The organism is Mesorhizobium sp. J428, from assembly GCF_024699925.1.
Lineage (GTDB): Bacteria > Pseudomonadota > Alphaproteobacteria > Rhizobiales > Rhizobiaceae > Mesorhizobium_A.
Map to the genome: position 1 here is coordinate 2,814,948 of NZ_JAJOMX010000001.1, position 19,774 is coordinate 2,834,721.

Annotated in this window: 15 protein-coding genes and 1 pseudogene; 11 read left to right on the forward strand and 5 right to left on the reverse strand. The window is 65.5% G+C overall.

Going from position 1 to position 19,774, the window contains the following annotated elements; genetic code table 11:
- The 9 genes and pseudogenes from nusA (at nt 1) to pnp (ending at nt 10,859) form a co-directional block, all read left to right on the forward strand.
- Nucleotides 1-1,596, forward strand: a complete 1,596-nt coding sequence (gene nusA / locus LRS09_RS14285) for a transcription termination factor NusA (protein ID WP_257807448.1) — start codon at nt 1-3, stop codon at nt 1,594-1,596.
- A 36-nt stretch (nt 1,597-1,632) separates the two neighbouring features.
- Nucleotides 1,633-2,286, forward strand: coding sequence for an RNA-binding protein (locus tag LRS09_RS14290; protein ID WP_257810196.1), 654 nt, complete (start codon nt 1,633-1,635; stop codon nt 2,284-2,286).
- On the forward strand, nt 2,283-4,865 hold the full coding sequence (infB, locus tag LRS09_RS14295; protein WP_257807449.1) for a translation initiation factor IF-2: 2,583 nt from the start codon (nt 2,283-2,285) through the stop codon (nt 4,863-4,865). Before LRS09_RS14290 ends, infB begins: the two co-directional genes overlap by 4 nt.
- A 19-nt stretch (nt 4,866-4,884) precedes the next feature.
- Entirely contained in the window at nt 4,885-5,403 is a 519-nt protein-coding gene (locus tag LRS09_RS14300; RefSeq protein ID WP_257807450.1) for a hypothetical protein, read from the forward strand.
- Nucleotides 5,404-5,423: 20 nt separating this feature from the next.
- A complete protein-coding gene (gene rbfA / locus LRS09_RS14305; protein WP_257807451.1) occupies nt 5,424-5,819 on the forward strand; it encodes a 30S ribosome-binding factor RbfA in 396 nt (131 codons plus the stop codon).
- A complete protein-coding gene (gene truB / locus LRS09_RS14310) occupies nt 5,816-6,790 on the forward strand; it encodes a tRNA pseudouridine(55) synthase TruB (RefSeq protein ID WP_257807452.1) in 975 nt (324 codons plus the stop codon). The genes rbfA and truB overlap by 4 nt, the downstream gene beginning before the upstream one ends.
- Before the next feature lie 98 nt (nt 6,791-6,888).
- Complete coding sequence (gene corA, locus LRS09_RS14315; RefSeq protein WP_257807453.1) at nt 6,889-7,983, forward strand: magnesium/cobalt transporter CorA; 1,095 nt, start codon at nt 6,889-6,891, stop codon at nt 7,981-7,983.
- Between the two features lie 177 nt (nt 7,984-8,160).
- Nucleotides 8,161-8,432: pseudogene (gene rpsO / locus LRS09_RS14320) on the forward strand (30S ribosomal protein S15).
- A gap of 282 nt (nt 8,433-8,714) precedes the next feature.
- Nucleotides 8,715-10,859 (forward strand): polyribonucleotide nucleotidyltransferase, encoded by a 2,145-nt coding sequence (pnp, locus tag LRS09_RS14325; protein WP_257807454.1) that lies wholly within the window; start codon nt 8,715-8,717, stop codon nt 10,857-10,859.
- 196 nt (nt 10,860-11,055) lie between these two features.
- Here pnp and LRS09_RS14330 read toward each other — a convergent pair whose 3' ends face one another.
- On the reverse strand, nt 11,056-11,505 hold the full coding sequence (locus LRS09_RS14330) for a hypothetical protein (RefSeq protein ID WP_257807455.1): 450 nt from the start codon (nt 11,503-11,505) through the stop codon (nt 11,056-11,058).
- Between the two features lie 513 nt (nt 11,506-12,018).
- Here LRS09_RS14330 and LRS09_RS14335 point away from each other — a divergent pair.
- Both LRS09_RS14335 and LRS09_RS14340 read left to right on the forward strand, forming a co-directional pair.
- Nucleotides 12,019-13,542, forward strand: a complete 1,524-nt coding sequence (locus LRS09_RS14335) for a protein adenylyltransferase SelO family protein (protein ID WP_308240353.1) — start codon at nt 12,019-12,021, stop codon at nt 13,540-13,542.
- A gap of 474 nt (nt 13,543-14,016) precedes the next feature.
- Entirely contained in the window at nt 14,017-15,030 is a 1,014-nt protein-coding gene (locus LRS09_RS14340) for a class I SAM-dependent methyltransferase (protein WP_257807458.1), read from the forward strand.
- Here LRS09_RS14340 and LRS09_RS14345 read toward each other — a convergent pair whose 3' ends face one another.
- From LRS09_RS14345 to fabB, 4 genes are all read right to left on the reverse strand, one after another.
- Nucleotides 15,031-15,963, reverse strand: a complete 933-nt coding sequence (locus tag LRS09_RS14345; protein WP_257807459.1) for a YbhN family protein — start codon at nt 15,961-15,963, stop codon at nt 15,031-15,033.
- A gap of 123 nt (nt 15,964-16,086) precedes the next feature.
- The gene (locus tag LRS09_RS14350; protein ID WP_257807460.1) at nt 16,087-17,616 is read right to left on the reverse strand and encodes a bifunctional diguanylate cyclase/phosphodiesterase; all 1,530 of its coding nucleotides are present in this window, start codon (nt 17,614-17,616) and stop codon (nt 16,087-16,089) included.
- Nucleotides 17,617-17,709: 93 nt separating this feature from the next.
- The gene (gene fabI, locus LRS09_RS14355; RefSeq protein WP_257807461.1) at nt 17,710-18,519 is read right to left on the reverse strand and encodes an enoyl-ACP reductase FabI; all 810 of its coding nucleotides are present in this window, start codon (nt 18,517-18,519) and stop codon (nt 17,710-17,712) included.
- Nucleotides 18,520-18,532: 13 nt separating this feature from the next.
- On the reverse strand, nt 18,533-19,753 hold the full coding sequence (fabB, locus tag LRS09_RS14360; RefSeq protein ID WP_257807462.1) for a beta-ketoacyl-ACP synthase I: 1,221 nt from the start codon (nt 19,751-19,753) through the stop codon (nt 18,533-18,535).
- Nucleotides 19,754-19,774 lie beyond the last annotated feature (21 nt).

A 19,774-nucleotide genomic window follows, 5' to 3' on the forward strand; every position in this document is an offset into this window, starting at 1 on the left:
ATGGCAGTCAGTGCGAACAGGCTCGAACTTCTGCAGATCGCCGATGCGGTCGCGCGCGAGAAGTCGATCGACAAGCACATCGTCATCGATGCGATGGCGGACGCGATTCAGAAGGCGGCGCGGTCCCGCTACGGCCAGGAGACGAACATCCGCGCCGACATCAACCATGCCACCGGCGAGATGAAGCTCCAGCGCCTGATGGAAGTCGTCGAGGACGTCGAGGACTACGCCAAGCATATCTCGCTGCGCGATGCGCGGGCTCGCAATCCGGACGCCCAGGTCGGCGACTTCATCGCCGAGCAGCTGCCGCCGATGGACTTCGGCCGCATCGCCGCCCAGTCCGCCAAGCAGGTGATCGTGCAGAAGGTGCGCGAGGCTGAGCGCGACCGCCAGTTCGACGAATACAAGGACCGCATCGGCGAGATCGTCAACGGCACCGTCAAGCGCGTCGAATACGGCAACGTTATCGTCGACCTCGGCCGCGGCGAGGCGATCATCCGCCGCGACGAGCTGATCCCGCGCGAGAACTTCAAATATGGCGACCGCGTCCGCGCCTATGTCTACGACGTGCGCCGCGAGCAGCGCGGTCCGCAGATCTTCCTGTCGCGTACCCATCCGCAGTTCATGGCCAAGCTGTTCACGATGGAAGTGCCGGAGATCTACGACGGCATCATCGAGATCAAGTCGGTCGCCCGAGACCCCGGCTCGCGCGCCAAGATCGCCGTTATTTCGCGCGATTCGTCCATCGATCCGGTCGGCGCCTGCGTCGGCATGCGCGGCTCCCGCGTCCAGGCGGTCGTCGGCGAGCTGCAGGGCGAGAAGATCGACATCATTCCGTGGTCGCAGGATGCAGCCTCCTTTATCGTCAACGCGCTGCAGCCGGCGGAAGTCGCCAAGGTGGTGCTCGACGAGGATGCGGAGCGCATCGAGGTCGTGGTTCCTGACGACCAGCTCTCACTGGCAATCGGCCGCCGCGGTCAGAACGTCCGCCTCGCCTCGCAGCTCACCGGCTGGGACATCGACATCCTGACCGAGCAGGAGGAGAGCGAGCGTCGCCAGAAGGAATTCGTCGAGCGGTCGAAGCTGTTCATGGAAGCCCTCGACGTCGACGAGATGGTCGGCCAGGTGCTCGCCTCCGAAGGCTTCACCTCGGTCGAGGAAGTCGCCTACGTGGACTCCGACGAGATTTCCTCGATCGATGGTTTCGACGAGGACACCGCCAGCGAGATCCAGACGCGCGCCCGCGAATATCTCGATCGCATCGAAGCCGAGCATGACGAGGAGCGCCGCAAGCTCGGCGTTGCCGACGAGCTGCGCGAGCTGCCGGGCATGACGACGGCCATGATGGTCGCAGTCGGCAAGGACGGTGTGAAGACGATCGAGGACTTCGCCGGCTACGCGGTCGACGATCTCGTCGGCTGGAAGGAGCGCAAGGACGGCGAGACCAAGACCTTTGCCGGCGTGCTGGGCGAGTTCGGCGTCAGCCGCGCCGAGGCTGAGCAGATGGTGCTGGCCGCACGCCTGCAGGCGGGCTGGATCACGGAAGACGACCTCGCCGGCGAGGAAGCCGACGAAGACGCCGAAGTCACGGCCTGACGGTCATGCCGAGGCCTGGAGCAGACCTTGAACGAGATGAACGATCGCACCTGCATCGTGACGCGGCAAGCGGGAGACCCTGAGGGTCTCATCCGCTTCGTCGTCGGTCCCGACTCGTCCGTCGTTCCCGATATCAAGAGAAAGCTACCGGGCCGCGGCTGCTGGGTCAGCGCGGACCGCCGACATGTCGATGAGGCGGCACGCAAGAACATGTTCCGCCGTGCCTTCAAGGCCGACGTCGCCGTCGCGCCGGATCTTGGCGAGATGGTGGACCGCATCCTTGCCCAGCACGCGCTCGGGGCGATGGGACTGGCCCGCAAGGCCGGTCTCGTGGCGCTTGGCGCTGCGAAGGTGGAGGCGACGGTGCGCAGCGGCGAGGCGGCCGCCGTGCTCCATGCGCGCGAAGCGCAGGCCGACGGAGTGCGCAAGATCACCCAGGCGCGGCGTGCGACGGTCCATCTCGGCGGGCCGGATATCCCCGCATACAAACTCTTTTCGGAGGCCGAATTGGGTTTGGCATTGGGGGGGGGGGCAAATGTGATACATGCAGCCGTGCTCGCCGGGGACGCGGGCAAGGCGGCGCTGAAGCGCGTGGTAGCGCTTGACCGATACCGGGGCGGATCCCCGGATGACGGCCTCGGTTCGGCGACCATCGAATCCGTCGATGGCGCATCTAAGGATATGGAATGAGCGATACGAAATCAGACGACGACAAGACGCTGAGCGTCAATGTGAAGAAGACTCTGAGCCTCAAGCCGGCCGGTGTGACGCAGGGCACGGTGCGCCAGAACTTCTCGCATGGCCGCACGAAGCAGGTCGTCGTCGAAACCAAGAAGCGGAAATTCCCGCTGCCCGGCGAGAAGCCGGCCGCGCCCGTGCTCGTGCCGAAGCCGGCGGCTCCCCCCGTCGTGGCGAAGCCGGTCGTCGTCGAGCCGCCGCGTCCGCGGCCTGCCCCCGCCCCGGAGCGGTCGGGCGTGGTCCTGAACGAGCTGTCTCGCGACGAGATGGAAGCACGCCGCCGTGCGCTTGCGGGATCGCAGGCGCGCGAGGCGGAGGACCGCCAGAAGGCCGCCGAGGAAGCGCGCCGTCGCGCCGAGGAAGAAGAGCGCCGCAGGAAGGAGCGCGAAGAATCTGCCCGCCGCCAGGCGGAGGAGGAAGCGCGGCTGAAACGTGAGGCGGAGGCGCGCAAGCGCGCCGAGGAGGATGCGCGCCGTCGCGCTCCCGCCGCGACCGCCGATGTCATGGTTCCCGACGAGGACGAGCCGGTGCGTCCACGCAGTGGAGGTGGCGGTGGCCGAGGTGCACCCGCAGCTCTTCCGCCGCGCCGCATCGCCACGCCCGAGGTCGCCCGTCCTGCAAAGGGCAAGACCGACGAGGAGCGTCGCCGCGGCAAGCTGACCGTGACCGCAGCGCTGACCGACGGTGACGGCCGCGGCCGTTCGCTGTCCGCGATGCGCCGCCGCCAGGAGAAGTTCAAGCGCGGCATGCAGAACGAGCCGCGCGAGAAGATCTCCCGCGAGGTCACCCTACCCGAGACGATCACGATCCAGGATCTCGCGCAGCGCATGTCCGAGCGCGCCGTCGACGTCGTGAAGTATTTCATGAAGCAGGGCCAGATGATGAAGCCCGGCGACCTGATCGACGCCGACACCGCGGAACTCGTCGCGACCGACTTCGGCCACACGGTCAAGCGCGTCGCCGAGTCCGACATCGAAGGCGCTATGTTCAAGGTCGAGGACAAACCCGAAAACATGGAGCCGCGTCCGCCGGTGGTCACCATCATGGGCCACGTCGACCACGGCAAGACCTCGCTGCTCGATGCCATCCGCCACGCCAAGGTGGCGGCGGGCGAGGCCGGCGGCATCACCCAGCACATCGGCGCCTATCAGGTCGACAAGGACGGACACCTGATCACCTTCCTCGACACGCCCGGCCACGAGGCGTTCACCGCCATGCGTGCCCGCGGTGCGCAGGCGACGGACATCGCGGTCCTGGTGGTTGCGGCTGACGACAGCGTGATGCCGCAGACGATCGAGTCCATCAACCACGCCAAGGCGGCGGGGGTGCCGATCATCGTGGCGATCAACAAGATCGACAAGCCGTCGGCCAACCCGCAGAAGGTCCGCACCGAGCTGCTCCGCCACGAGGTATTTGTGGAATCGATGGGCGGCGAGGTGCTCGACGTCGAGGTGTCGGCCATCAAGGGCACCGGCATCGACAAGCTGCTGGAAGCGATCATCCTGCAGGCCGAAGTGCTCGACCTGAAGGCCGATCCGGACCGCACTGCCGAAGGCGTCGTCATCGAGGCGCGTCTCGACAAGGGCCGCGGCCCGGTCGCGACCGTTCTGGTGCAGACCGGCACGCTCATTCCCGGAGACATCATCGTCGTCGGCAACGAGTGGGGCCGCGTGCGCGCGCTGATCGACGATCAGGGCGAGAGCGTGGAGACAGCGGGTCCGTCCATGCCGGTCGAGGTGCTCGGCCTGCAGGGCGTTCCGCGCGCCGGCGACACGTTCGGCACGACCGAGACCGAGGCGAAGGCGCGCGAGATCAGCGAATATCGCCAGCGTCTCGCCCGCGAGAAGGCGGTGGCCAAGCATGCTGGCCAGCGCGGCTCGCTCGAGCAGATGATGTCGCAGCTCCAGACGGTCGGCGTGAAGGAATTCCCGCTGATCATCAAGGGCGACGTGCAGGGCTCGGTCGAGGCGATCGCGATCGCGCTCGAGAAGCTCGGCACCGACGAGGTGCGCGCCCGCATCGTCCACTCGGGCGCGGGCGCCATCACGGAGAGCGACATCTCGCTCGCCGAGACGTCGGGTGCCGCGATCATCGGCTTCAACGTGCGTGCGAACCCGCAGGCCCGCCAGGCGGCAGAGCAGGCCGGCATCGAGATCCGCTACTACAACGTCATCTACAACCTTGTGGACGATGTGAAGCAGGCGATGTCGGGCCTTCTGTCGCCGGAGCGTCGCGAGACGTTCCTGGGCAATGCGGAAATCCTCGAGGTCTTCGATATCACGAAGGTCGGCAAGATCGCGGGCTGCCGCGTCACCGAAGGTCGTGTCGAGCGCGGTGCGGGCGTGCGCCTGATCCGCGACAATGTCGTGATCCACGAGGGCACGCTGAAGACGCTCAAGCGCTTCAAGGACGAGGTCTCCGAGGTTCCCGTCGGTCAGGAATGCGGTATGGCGTTCCAGAACTACGAGAACATCCAGGTCGGCGACATCATCGAGTGCTTCCGAGTCGAGATGGTGACGCGGACGCTCTGACCGGCCCGCCGGGGAGCAGATGAGCGACAGAGCGCAGGTTCCCATCCGCACGCTTGCCTATACGGTATCGCGTGCGGATGCCTTGGCCTTCGCTGTGCTGCGCCACGAACTGACGGCTTGGGACAAGCTGCGGCTTCTCCTCTTGATCAGCGTGGCGGGGTTGCTGGCCGGCATCGTTCCGCGCGACATCGGCCCGGCGCTGTGGTGGACATCGATCGTCGTCCTCCTGGTCGGGGCCGGCGTTGCGGCCGTCGTCTGGACCAATCTCGATGTTCGGCGAAAGGCGGCCACGCTGCCGATCGTGGAAGGCCAGGCGACGCTCGACCAGTGGGAAGACCGCCTGATCGAGCACCGGCTGTCCGGAACCCGGCAGGTGGACGTCGACAGGATCACGCAGGTGGTCTGCACGGACCGCCACATATTCATCCGCGAAGGCGCCTTGCCGGTGATCATTCCGCTGGCGGCCTTCCGGGACCAGGAAGACATGCAGGACTTCGCCGCCGACATCGACGAGCGGTCGAGGCAGGCGGCAGCGTAGGTGCCAAGGACAGTTAGGCCATGAGTGGAACCACCGGACCATCCCAGCGCATGCTGCGCGTCGGCGAGCAGGTGCGCCATGCGCTTGCCGAAGTTCTCGCGCGCGGCGAGGTGCGTGACGAGGTCATCGAGCAGACCGTGATCTCGGTTTCCGAAGTGCGCATGTCGCCCGACCTCAAGATCGCGACGGCCTTCGTCGCGCCGCTCGCGGCCAAGGACGACGAGGCGGTGATCAAGGCGCTGGCGCAAAATGCCAAGTTCATCCGTGGCCGGGTCTCAGGCGCGCTGCGCCAGATGAAATACATGCCGGAATTCCGTTTCCGCCTCGACACGAGCTTCGACAACATGGCGAAGATCGACCGGCTGCTGCGTTCGCCGGAAGTGGCGCGGGATCTCGACAAGGAAGACGACGAGTGAGCAAGCCGCGCAGGAAGAAGGGCCGCAACATCTCCGGCTGGGTGGTGCTCGACAAGCCCGCCGGGATGGGCTCGACCGAGGCCGTCTCGAAGGTCAAATGGCTCTACCGCGCCGAGAAGGCCGGCCATGCCGGCACGCTCGACCCGCTCGCGTCCGGCATGCTGCCGATCGCGCTGGGCGAGGCGACCAAGACCGTTCCCTATGTGATGGACGGGGCGAAGATCTACCGCTTCACCGTGGCCTGGGGCGAGGAACGCGCGACCGATGATCTCGAGGGCGTGGCAACCGCCACATCCGCCGACCGGCCGACCGAGGCGCAGGTCCGCGCGCTTTTGCCGAAATACACCGGCGTGATCATGCAGGTGCCGCCGCAATTCTCGGCGATCAAGATCGACGGCGAGCGCGCCTACGACATCGCCCGAGCCGGAGAGACGGTCGAGATCGCCGCCCGCGAGATCGAGATCGGCCGGCTCGACATCGTGGACATGCCGGACGACGGCCATACGACCTTCGAGGTTGAATGCGGCAAGGGCACCTATGTCCGCTCGATTGCCCGCGACATGGGCCGCGATCTCGGCTGCTACGGCCATGTCAGCGACCTGCGCCGTGAACTGGTCGAGCCGTTCGAGACGGAGGATCTCGTGACGGTGGCCGAGCTCGAAGCAGCCGCTGGCGTCGTCCGCAATCCGGACGGCACCGAAACCCGCCCCGACCCGGACGAGACGCCAACGGCCTTCGATGCGCTCGATGGGCTTCTGGTCGACACGGCCGTCGCGCTCGAGAGCCTGCCGGAGATTCCGCTTGGCGACGACGCAGCCCAGAAAGTCCGGCTCGGCAATCCGGTCATCGTGCGCGGCCGCGACGCACCCGTCGAGGCGGCGGACGCATTTGCCACGCAACGCGGCAAGCTGGTCGCGATCGGCTCGGTGGAGGCCGGCATGTTCAAGCCGCGCCGCGTCTTCACGGTCTAGGCAACCCGACCCTTTCCGCCGTCGAAATGGCGACCACAAAGGCGCCTGTCGCTTTCGCGTCGGACTTGCTATCCCAGCGATACAGCAGGACCGAGCGCATGGCGGCCGAGAAAGCAGAACCCTTCCATAAGCGGACGCGCACGAAGCGCTCTCCGATCGGCGCCCCGCCTGGTACGCTGATCGCCGATCCCACCGCACCCCAGCCGGCGCTGACGCTGACCGGCATCGCCGCAGACAGTTCGATGCTGTTCGAGAACGCCAGTCTCGAGACAGTTCGCCACTGCCGCGCCGAATGGCCGCTCGTCTGGATCGACTGTGTCGGCCTCGGCAATGTCGATCTCATCCGCGAGCTCGGCACGATCTTTGGCCTGCACCCGCTGGCGCTCGAGGATACGGTCAACACCAGCCAGCGCCCGAAGGCGGATTTCTACGACGACCATGCCTATGTCGTGATGCGCATGATCGACGATCCCGCGTCGCGGCGCTGGGAGCAGATATCGGTCTTCTTCGGCGACAACTTCGTCATCACCTTCCAGGAGCGAGCGGGCGATCCCTTCGCGCCGGTGCGCAAGCGCATCGAGGCGACGCTGCCGAACCGGCTCCGCACGCGCAAGGCCGACTATCTGGCCTACGCCCTGATCGACGCGATCGTGGACAGCTATTTCGGGCCGATCGAGACGATCGGCGACCAGATCGATCACATCGAGGACGAGATGCTGGCGGGACCGCGCAAGCACCACCTGCGCGACCTTCACCTGTTGCGCCGGGAGGTCGTGGCGCTGAAGCGGGCGCTCTGGCCGCTGCGCGACGCCCTTGCCGCGCTGACCCGCGCCGATGCGCCCTATGTCCATCGCGAGACGGCGGTCTATTTCAACGATACGCTGGACCATTCCGTCCGGCTGATCGACGCGGTCGAGACGGACCGCGAACTGCTGACCGAGCTTCTCGACACCCACAACTCGCTCTCCCAGGCGAGGGTGAGCGAGGTGATCTCGATCCTCACCATCGTCTCCTCGATCTTCATCCCGCTGACCTTCCTGGCGGGCATCTGGGGCATGAACTTCGATCCGCAGGCCTCGCCCTGGAACATGCCGGAGCTCGAATGGCGGTATGGCTATCCCGCCGCGCTCGGTTTCATGCTGATTGTGGCGCTGGCTCTTCTCGGCTACTTCAAATGGCGGAAGTGGCTCTAGACCGATCTGGCGAAGCATCGCTTCGGCACCGCTGCCGAAGGGGCTGGCTTTTCCCTTGGACATGCAGTATAGGCCCCGCAGCAAAGCGGTTAACCGGCTTTGCAGACACGGCCCCTGCTGGACGACATCCCGGCTGAGGGCATCCCGTTTCCTGACAAGAGAGAAAGGAAAAGCGCGATGTCGCTGACTGCTGAGCGTAAGACTGAACTGATGAAGGAATTTGCGACCAAGCCGGGCGACACGGGTTCGCCGGAAGTTTACAGGTCGCCATCTATTCCGAACGCATCAAGAACCTGACCGAACATTTCAAGGATCACAAGAAGGACAACCACTCGCGTCGTGGCCTTCTCGCCCTTGTATCCCAGCGCCGCCGCCTGCTCGACTATCTGAAGGGCAAGGACGAGGCGCGCTACAATGCGCTGATCGAGAAGCTCGGCCTGCGCCGCTGACGACTTCGCCGCCGGGTCCGGTAACGGACCCGGCGGCTCTGCAATGGGCCGCCGCCAGAGGGTCGGCCCGACCGGTTCCGGACCTGGACCACGTTTGTATGAACCCGGAACCGCCCATGGACAGTCATGGGGCAGGATTGCCGGATGCTTGTTGCGCCGAGGATGCGCGAGAAAGCCAAGCCTCCCGTTGTCTTGCCCGTGGCTCGTCCGACACGAAGCCAGGGACCGAATGGCGCGCCGGAATGGTCCGGTGCCGCCCGTCCCGCATATGAAGGACAAGACATGTTCAATCACCACAAGGTGGAAATCGAGTGGGGCGGCCGTCCGCTCATCCTCGAGACCGGCAAGATCGCACGCCAGGCCGACGGCGCGGTGCTCGCGACCTATGGCGAGAGCGTCGTTCTCGCGACCGTCGTCTCGATGAAGGAGCCGAAGCCCGGCCAGGACTTCTTCCCGCTCACCGTCAACTACCAGGAAAAGACCTACGCTGCCGGCAAGATCCCGGGCGGCTATTTCAAGCGCGAAGGCCGTCCGAGCGAGAAGGAGACGCTGGTCTCCCGCCTGATCGACCGTCCGATCCGCCCGCTCTTCCCGGCCGGCTACAAGAACGACACCCAGGTCGTCGTCACCGTCATGCAGCACGACCTGGAGAACGATCCGGACGTCCTGTCGATGGTCGCCGCCTCCGCCGCGCTGACGCTGTCGGGCGTTCCGTTCATGGGTCCGGTGGGCGCTGCCCGCGTCGGCTACATCAACGGCCAGTACGTGCTGAACCCGCATGTCGACGAGATCCCGGAATCGAAGCTCGACCTCGTCGTCGCCGGCACGTCCGACGCGGTGCTGATGGTTGAATCGGAAGCGCAGGAACTCGACGAGCCGACCATGCTCGGCGCCGTGATGTTCGGCCACAAGGCCTTCCAGCCGGTGATCGACGCGATCATCAAACTGGCCGAGGTCGCCGCCAAGGAGCCGCGCGACTTCACGCCGGACGATCTCTCCGGCCTCGAGACCGAGATGCTCGCGATCGTCGGTGACGAGCTGCGCGAAGCCTACAAGAACGTCGACAAGCAGAAGCGCTATGCCGCCGTCGACGCCGTCAAGGCCAAGGTGAAGGCCGCCTTCGCTCCGGTCGGCGACGAGCCGGCCAAGTATGCCGCCGACAAGGTCGCCTCCGTGTTCAAGGAGCTCCAGGCCAAGGTCGTGCGCTGGAACATCCTCGACACCAAGAGCCGCATCGACGGCCGCGACCTGACGACGGTCCGCAAGATCGTGTCGGAAGTCGGCATCCTGCCGCGCACCCACGGTTCGGCGCTGTTCACCCGCGGCGAGACGCAGGCGATCGTCGTCGCCACGCTCGGCACCGGCGAGGACGAGCAGTATGTCGACTCGCTGACGGGCATGTACAAGGAGAAGTTCCTCCTCCACTACAACTTCCCGCCCTACTCGGTCGGTGAGACGGGCCGCATGGGTTCGCCGGGACGCCGCGAGATCGGCCACGGCAAGCTCGCCTGGCGCGCCATCCGTCCGATGCTGCCGGCGGCGGAGCAGTTCCCCTACACGATCCGCGTCGTCTCCGAGATCACCGAGTCGAACGGCTCGTCCTCGATGGCGACCGTCTGCGGCACCTCGCTGGCGCTGATGGATGCGGGCGTTCCGCTGGCCAAGCCTGTCGCGGGCATCGCCATGGGCCTGATCCTCGAAGGCGACCGCTATGCGGTTCTCTCCGACATCCTCGGCGACGAGGACCACCTCGGCGACATGGACTTCAAGGTTGCGGGCACCACCGCCGGCATCACCTCGCTGCAGATGGACATCAAGATCGCCGGCATCACCGAGGAGATCATGAAGGTCGCGCTCGACCAGGCCAAGGGCGGCCGCGAGCACATCCTCGGCGAGATGGGCAAGGCACTCTCCGGCGCCCGTTCGGAGCTCGGCGAGTTCGCGCCGCGCATCGAGGTCATGCACGTCCCGACCGACAAGATTCGCGACGTCATAGGTTCGGGCGGCAAGGTCATCCGCGAGATCGTCGAGAAGACCGGCGCCAAGATCAACATCGAGGACGACGGCACGGTGAAGATCGCTTCGTCGAATGCGAAGGAGATCGAGGCGGCCCGCAAGTGGATCCACTCGATCGTGGCCGAGCCGGAAGTGGGCGAGATCTACGAGGGCACGGTCGTCAAGACCGCGGACTTTGGCGCCTTCGTCAACTTCTTCGGCCCGAAGGACGGCCTCGTCCACATCTCGCAGCTCGCCAACGACCGCGTCCAGAAGACGACGGACGTCGTCAAGGAAGGCCAGAAGGTCTTCGTCAAGCTGATGGGCTTCGACGAGCGCGGCAAGGTGCGCCTGTCGATGAAGGTGGTCGACCAGGCGACCGGCAAGGAAATCCCCAAGTCCGAGAAGAAGGCCGAAGAGGCCGCCGAGTAATCTCGGGTATCGGATTATATTGAAAGGGCGCGGAGCGATCCGCGCCCTTTTTGCTTTGAGGTGGCTCTCCTTCTCCCCGTTCACGGGGAGAAGGTGCCCGAAGGGCGGGGCGTGCGTGCGCTATTATCCTCCCCGTGCAAGGGAAGGCCGATCTCATCTGCGATGTCACTGCGAGAAGGGGCACGACAAGCGCTTCTCAGGACGTGTCGCGCAGCTCTGGCAGCGAGAGGGCGGCATCAGCCAGACGCTGCAAGATGTCGTAATGTGGCCCGCCCTCATTACCAGCCTCATCGGAGGCCTGCCCTTGATGCAGGAACGACAGGCGGCACAGATGCGCCGCGACGGCCTGCATATAGTGGCCAAATGCCCTGAGCGAGTCGGCAAGGTCCTCCGCGTCGGCGGGATCTGCGCCGAAGCCGGCCGGCATCAGGACCGGTGTCCAGGTTCTGCGTGCGGAACTGCGCAGCGTGCCCTCGACATAGGCGCTCAGCAGCGCATTCGCCTGCCAGGCGGCCCACAGCACGCACCAGCGGACCCAGAACGAGCGGCCGGCGGCCTGTTCGGCCATGTCGGCGATCGAGAACAGGCGCATGACGATCCTCGCCTTTAACGCCTGTTCCCTCCCTGCCTTCGCCCTCCAGCCCATCGCCGGCTCCTTTCATCGCAGCCAGTGTCGTGCATTCCTGAAAGGCGGGGATGGAAAAATTTCGGGCGCCAATAGGATCAAGGGGTTAGCAGAAAGTGAGCGGAAATCGATCCATCGAATGGATGTCCCGGAACCGACCGCCGAGGCTTTCCCAAGTCGGCGCTCGCCCCTCGCGCGACGTCATCCCGGCGACCGGAGGTCAGCCGGGATCGATTGACCTTGGCGGGTCGGCGCTGACCCTCTTCTTGCGAGCGTGGGGCGCTTTCAACGTGTAACCGGAGAGAGGAATGGATCCCGGCTGACCTTCGGTCGCCGGGATGACGATCGCGCAGGAGGGGCGAGGCTAGCGCTCGCAACGCAGGGAGCCATGCGCAGCATGGGGCACCGGGGCGGTCTTGCGAAGGATCGTCGTTCTCAACGCGGGTGGCGTTCAAATCCGACAGAGTGGATGACGTAGCCGGTTCGGGGACCTATGTATGTGGATGTGCCGGTGTCCGGCGGTGTGAGCACATGATGAGCAGAGCAACGACAGTGGCGGCGTTGAGCGAAGCACCGGCGATCGGCCGCTTCGACAATTCCTATGCGCGGCTGCCAGCCGGATTCTATGCCGCGGCGGAGCCTGCGCGGGCGGCAGGCCCGCGTCTGGTGAAGTTCAACCGGGAGCTGGCTGCCGAACTCGGCCTCGACGTCGCCGGCCTCGACGATGCGACGCTGGCTGCGATCTTCTCCGGCAATACGGTTCCTGAGGGCGCGGAGCCGGTCGCGTTGGCCTATGCCGGCCACCAGTTCGGCCATTTCGTGCCGCAGCTCGGCGACGGCCGGGCGATCCTGCTCGGCGAGGTGGTCGACACGGCCGGCCGCCGCCGCGATATCCAGCTCAAAGGCGCGGGGCCGACGCGCTTCTCGCGCAATGGCGACGGGCTCGCGGCGATCGGCCCGGTGCTGCGAGAATATCTGGTCTCCGAAGCGATGACGGCGCTCGGCGTGCCGACGACACGCTCGCTGGCGGCCGTCACGACGGGTAATCCGGTCTATCGCGAGACCCGCCTGCCGGGTGCGGTGGTGACGCGCGTGGCCGCGAGCCACATCCGCGTCGGCACCTTCCAGTATTTCGCCGCGCGCAGCGATGTGGACGCGATCCGCACGCTGGCGGACCATGTCATCGACCGCCACTATCCCGAGGCCAGGGAGGCCGCCAACCGCTATCTCGCGCTGTACGAGGCGATCCTGTCCCGGCAGGCAGCGCTGATCGCCAGATGGATGCAGCTCGGCTTCATCCATGGCGTCATGAACACGGACAACATGTCGATCGCCGGCGAGACGATCGACTACGGCCCTTGCGCCTTCATGGACGAATACCACCCCGCCAAGGTGTTCTCGTCCATCGACCGCCATGGCCGCTATGCCTTCTCCAACCAGCCGCACATCGCGTTGTGGAACCTCGCGCGGCTGGCCGAATGCCTGCTGCCGCTGCTGCACGATGATCCGGATCAGGCTGTGCCGGTGGCGCAGGAGGCGCTGGGGGCATTCCTGCCGGCCTTCGAGGCGAACTATGTCGAAGGCATGCGACCGAAGCTCGGACTGACCACCCCGCGCGACGAGGACAAGGCGCTGGTGAAGGGCCTGCTCGAGACGATGGCGGCCGGCGGCGCCGACTTCACGCTGACCTTCCGCACGCTGGCGCAGGATGCGGCCCTTCTCCCGCAGGATGTCGCGCGCGGGGCGACACGCAGGCTCTTCGCCGATCCCGCCGGCTTCGACGCCTGGGCGCGCCTGTGGCTGGAGCGGCTCGCCGTCGAAGGCATCGCTGCGAAAGAGCGTGCGGCGCTGATGAACGCCAGCAATCCAAGGTTCATCCCGCGCAATCATCTGATCGAGGAACTGATCGCGGCGGCCGTCGAGCGCGATGATTTCGGCCCGTTCCATGACATGCTCGGCGTCCTCGCCTATCCTTATGACGAGCAGCCGGGGATGGAGCGCTACGCCGAGCCGCCGCAGCCCGAAGAACGCGTGCTGCAAACATTCTGCGGAACGTAGTATTATCAGAACATCGCCGAGAGGATTAGCATATAAGACGGACGTTACCCGCGTACTGCTAATCCGTTCCCAGCTTAGTATTTGATGTATGGATTCGGAAGAGGAACTTGCCTCAGCAGGTCGCGGCGTTACACTTGTTTAGATTCTCAAGTCGGATCAGTTCTGCCTTTGCGTCCGCATCCGCTCTGGCTTTTTCTGCCTCAGCTCTGGCAAGTCGTGCCTCCAACTCCGCTTTCTCAACCTGCTCTTTAGTGACATCCTGTGAGTATGCGGCAACCGTTGGCGATGCTATCAGCGCTCCGACGGTAACGAGGACCAGTGATATTTTCCGTAAGCGAGCCATGGCCTTTTTCCCCATCGATGGTGAGTTGGCGACCAAAAGACAAACTCTGGTTCGACGAGATGCGTCATCTGGTTGCACAATACATAATATTCTCCTTTTACGTGCATGCAAGATACTGAGCGACCATAGCTATGGTTGACGTTCTGAGAACCCTGTTCCACCCCTTCGAAATTGGCGACCTCGACGTGCCCGGCAAGGGCACGAGGGTGCTTTTCCTCGGCGCCGAGCCGGGGTTCCGGCTGCCGGACGGCTTCGACGCCGACCTCACGCTTGCTCAAGGGTTTCGTCCGGATTTTCTGAAGCTGAAGGCCGGCCGGCACAGGGTGGTGCCGGAGGCGGACGGGGAGGGGTATGACCTCGTCCTCGTCCTGGCGGGCAAGCATAAGGGGCTGAACGAGATTCTGATCGCCGAGGCAATGCGGCGCGGTTCGCCGACGGCCATGATTCTCGTGGCCGGCAGCAAGGACGACGGCATCGCCAGCCTGCGCAAGCGGCTGGAGGCGCTCGCTCCGCTTGAGGGAAGCCTCTCCAAGTTCCACGGCCAGGCCTTCTGGCTCCATCGGCCGGCGGATGCGCGCGCGGTGGCCGCGATGCTGGCGACCCCCAACAGGGAGGCTCTCATCGGCGGCCGCTTTCGCGCGACCCCCGGCATGTTCTCCCACGACCGCATCGACGCCGGCTCGCGGCTCCTGGCGCAGCACATCCCGGCCGATCTCTCGGGGGCGGTGGCGGACTTCTGCGCCGGCTGGGGCTATCTTGCCGCCGAGGTTCCGGAGCGGTGCCCTGGCGCCGCCTCGCTCGATCTCTTCGAGGCGGACCATGCCTCGCTGGAAGCCGCGAAGCTCAATCTTGCCGACGCGCGCGTCCCCGTGGGCTTCCATTGGACCGATCTTGCTTCCGAACCCGTGCCGCGCAAGTTCGATGCGATCGTCATGAACCCGCCCTTCCATCAGGGGCGTGCGGCTGACCCCGGCATCGGCCATGCGATGATCCGCGCCGCGAGCGCGGCGCTGAAGCCGAACGGCCGGTTTTACATGGTCGCCAATCGCGGCCTGCCTTATGAGGCGGCCCTTGCCGCCGGCTTCAGGCAGTCGGGAGAGACCGTCAGGGATCAGACCTACAAGGTGCTCTGGGCGAAGCGCTGACTAGCCATCCTCTTTCCCGAAGCGGGAGCGCTCGAACAGCAGGATGACCACAAGCGCGATCACGAACGGAATGATCAGGTAGAGCAGCCGGAACACGACCAGCGCCGCGATCACGTCCGCCGGGTCCATCTCCGACAGCGCGTGGACGAAGACGAGTTCGAGCACGCCGAGCCCGCCCGGCGCATGCGACAGCAGCGCGACGGAGAACGAGATCAGGAAGATGCCGAGGATCACGAGGAAACCTGGGTTTCCGGCCTCGGGTAGCGCGAAGTAGACGATGCCGGCCGCGCCGATGATCTCGATCGGGCCGATGACGAGCTGCCGCGCCACGATCGCGGGAGACGGATAGCCGAGGCTGAAGCCTTTGATCCGCAGCGGCGGCAGCTTCAGCAGGGAACCGAGGACGTACAGCGCAACCAGCCCCAGCAGAAGATAGCCCGTGCCCAGCGAGAAGTCGGTCGGCAGGATGTCGACGAACCTGTCGGTGATCTCGGGCTCGATGACGAAGACCAGCCCCGTCAGGAACACCACTCCGAGCGCGAAGGTGAAGGAGCAGAAGGCGACGAGTATGCCGACCTCCGCCATGGTCAGTCCCTTGGACCCGTAGGCCCTGTAGCGGACCACGGCGCCGGACAGCACCGAGGCCCCGACATTGTGCGAGATCGCATAGGTGGTGAAGGAGCCGATGGTGATGAACAGCCACGGCACCTTCCGGTTCAGGTATTTCAGCGCGATGTTGTCGTATCCGGCGAGCGCGCCGTAGGCGACGAAGGTGGAGAGGATGGCCAAAAGCCAGCTGTGCAGCGAAATCCGCGCGAAGCTGGCCTTCATCTCCTCGAGGGAAACGCCGCGCAGCTCGTGATAGAGCAGCCAGATCGAGAAGACCACGGCCGCGCTGCCGACAACCGGCCAAAAGAACTTCCTGAGCTTCATCCCGCCCGGCGCCACCTCATCGGAGTGAATTGGTCCGCGATCCCCCCGCGAACTGTGAATGACTGGTGATGAACGCTCAATATAGCCGGGTCAAGGCAAAAAGCCTTGAGGTGGCAGTGACGGTCAGTGGACCGTGGTGGCCGCCGCAACCGGCCGGGCATCCAACCCCATCGCGGCCAGCGGGCCCGGCCTGCCATAGAGGAAGCCCTGCACCACGTCGCATCCCGCGGCGCGCAGCAGCGTCGCCTGGTTCTCCGTCTCGACGCCTTCCGCGATCGTGCGCACGCCGAGCGCGCGGGAGAGGCCTACGATGGTGGCGACAACCGCCCCGCCATTGTCCTTATCGATGCGGTTGACGAAGGACCGGTCGATCTTGAGCTTCTGGAAGGGGAAGTCGATCAGGTAGCTGAGGTTCGAATAGCCGGTGCCGAAATCGTCGACGGCGACCGAAATGCCCATCTCGGCCAGCTGCCGCATGACCTGGGCCGCGCGCTCACGGTCCTGCATCATGGCCGTCTCCGTCACCTCGAGCTCCAGCCGCGACGGGTTCACGCCCGTCTCGGCGAGGACGGCGCGGACGCGCGAGACGAAGTCCTTCGTCATCATCTGCACGGGCGAGATGTTGACCGCGATGTACATGTCCTGAGGCAGCGACTTCAGGTCCGCGCAGGCCTTGCGCAGCACCCATTCGCCGATCGGCACGACCATTCCGGTTTCCTCGGCGACCGGCACGAACTCCGCCGGCGGAATCATGCCGCGCTTGGGGTGCCGCCACCGTAGCAGGGCCTCGTAGCCGATCACCCTGTCGGTGGCGAGGTCGTGCTGCGGCTGGTAGTACAGGTCGAAATCGCCGCGCTGGAAGGCGGCATGCAGCTCGGACTCGATCCACTGCCGGTAGTCGGCGATCTGGCCCATGTCGGGGTGGAACACCGACCAGTTGCCGATGCCGCTCGCCCTCGCATTCTGCAGCGCGAGGTTTGAGCGCCGCAGCAGCACGATCGGATCGCGTCCGTCCTTCGGCATGGCGACCATGCCCACCGACAGGTTCACCGACTGCAGATGCGTCGTCAGGCGATAGGGCTCCATCATGGTCTCGATGATCTTTTCCACCGTCCGATCGATCGAGACGATCCGGCCATCTGGAACCAGGATCGCGAACTCGCCCGCGCCGATGCGGCCGATCTCGGATCCGGGCGGCACGTGGTCGCGCAGGCGCGCGGCGAAGGCGCGGATCAGCTCGTCGCCTTGCGTGTAGCCGATCGCGTCGTTGATCTGCTTGAAGCGGTCGATGTCGATGTCGACGAGGAAGACGGGTTTCCCGTCCTGCACGGTCGCTGCCGCGGCGGCTGCGATCCTGCCGATCATCGCCTGGCGCGAATGCAGGCCGGTCAGCTTGTCCACCTGCGTTTCGTTGTGGACGAAGCTGGCGGACTCGTCGATGCCCGCGAAGAAGGACAGCGAGGAGCCGGCCGCCGCGAGCGCGCACAGCGAGGCGATGATTCCGCCCAGCGCCGAGGGCGTCAGTCCGCCCAGTTGTGCGCCGAAACCCATGCGCAGCGCCCACAGGCCGAGCACGAAGCTGGACATGCCCGCGGCGGCGATGGTGATCAGCCGGAACAGCGGGCTGCGAGTCGGATTTGCATACGTCCGCATGCGCCAAACATCCTTAAGCGGGCCATCCGTACAGGAAATCCCCTTAAAGTCGGTTTCCCGCTATCGTTAGCGATTGTTGAATGCGCAGAACGGTCAGGCGCCGTCGTCCGTCCGCTTCAGTTCGTCCAGCGTCGGCATCGAGACGATGTGATAGCCGGAATCGACGTAGTGGATCTCGCCGGTCACCCCGCCCGACAGGGTCGAGAGCAGGTAGAGGGCCGATCCGCCCACCTCCTCCAGGCTCACCGTGCGCCTGAGCGGAGAGTTGCGCGCCTGGTAGGAGAACATGTGCCGGGCGTCCGAAATGCCGGCGCCGGCGAGCGTGCGCACAGGTCCTGCCGAGATCGCGTTGACGCGGATGTTGCGCGGCCCGAAATCGTTGGCGAGGTAGCGCACGCTGGCCTCGAGCCCGGCCTTGGCGACGCCCATGACGTTGTAGTTCGGCATCACCCGCACCGAGCCGGCATAGGTGAGCGTGATCATCGAGCCGCCCTCGTTCATCATGGCGGCGGCCTTCCGCGCGACCTCGGTGAACGAATAGCAGGAGATCACCATCGTGCGGATGAAGTTCTCCTTCGTGGTGTCCGCATAGAGGCCCTTCAGCTCGTTCTTGTCGGAGAAGCCGATGGCGTGGACGATGAAGTCGATCGTGCCCCACTCGGCCTTCAGCGCGTCGAACACGCTGTCGACCGAGGCGCTGTCCTCGACGTCGCAGGGCAGGACCAGCTTCGCGCCGACCTTCTCGGCCAGCGGCTTGACGCGCCGGCCGAAGGCCTCGCCCTGGTAGGTGAAGGCCATTTCCGCGCCGTGTGCATGCAGCATCTGGGCAATGCCCCAGGCAATGGAATGATCGTTCGCGACCCCCATGATCAGGCCGCGCTTGCCCTGCATCAGTCCGTTCATCTGTGCGCTGCCCTCAGTCTGCCACGCGCTGGAAAACCAGCGTCGCATTTGTGCCGCCGAACCCGAAGGAATTGGACAGGACCGTGTCGATCCTGGCGTTGTCGATCCGCTTGCGCACGACCGGCATGCCTTCGAATTCGGGATCGAGCGTCTCGATATGGGCGCTTTCGCCGATGAAGCCCGCCTGCATCATCAGGATCGAATAGATCGATTCCTGCACGCCGGCGGCACCCAGCGAATGGCCGGTCAGCGACTTGGTGGAGGAGATGTTGGGGAGCGCGTCGCCGAACACCTCGCGGATGGCGCCCATCTCCTTCGAATCGCCGACCGGCGTCGAGGTGCCGTGCGTGTTGATGTAGTCGACCGGTCCCTTCACCGTCGCCAGCGCCTGTCGCATGCAGCGCACCGCGCCTTCGCCTGAAGGGGCAACCATGTCGTAGCCGTCGGAGGTGGCGCCGTAGCCGGTGAGCTCGCAGTAGATCTTCGCGCCGCGCGCCTTGGCGCGTTCGTATTCCTCGAGCACCAGCACGCCGGCGCCGCCCGCGATCACGAAGCCGTCGCGGTCGACGTCGTAGGCGCGCGAGGCGACTTCCGGCCGGTTGTTGAACTTGGACGACATCGCGCCCATCGCGTCGAACAGGTTCGACATCGTCCAGTCGAGGTCCTCGTGGCCGCCGGCGAACATCACGTCCTGCTTGCCCCACTGGATCATCTCGGCCGCGTTGCCGATGCAGTGCGCCGAGGTCGAGCAGGCCGACGAGATCGAATAGTTGACGCCGTGGATCTTGAACCAGGTGGCGAGCGTCGCGGACGCCGTCGAGGACATGGCCTTCGGCACGGCGAACGGGCCGATCCGCTTCGGGCTGTTGTTCTTGATGGTGGTTTCAGCCGCCTCGACGATGATTCGCGTCGACGGGCCGCCCGAGCCCATGATGATGCCGGTGCGCTCGTTGGTGATGTCGCCCTCTTCCAGCCCCGCATCCGCGATGGCCTGCTGCATGGCGACGTGATTCCAGGCGCCGCCCTTGTGCAGGAAACGCAGGGCGCGGCGGTCGACCAGGTCCGTCGGATCGAGCGTCGGCGCGCCCCAGACCTGGCAGCGGAAGCCGTGTTCGGCGAAATCCGGCGAAAAGCTGATGCCCGACTTTGCGTCGCGCAGGGATTCGCGCACCTCGTCCGCATTGTTGCCGATCGACGATACGATGCCGAGACCGGTGACGACGACTCGTCTCATGGAATGCTCCTTGTGCCGTGT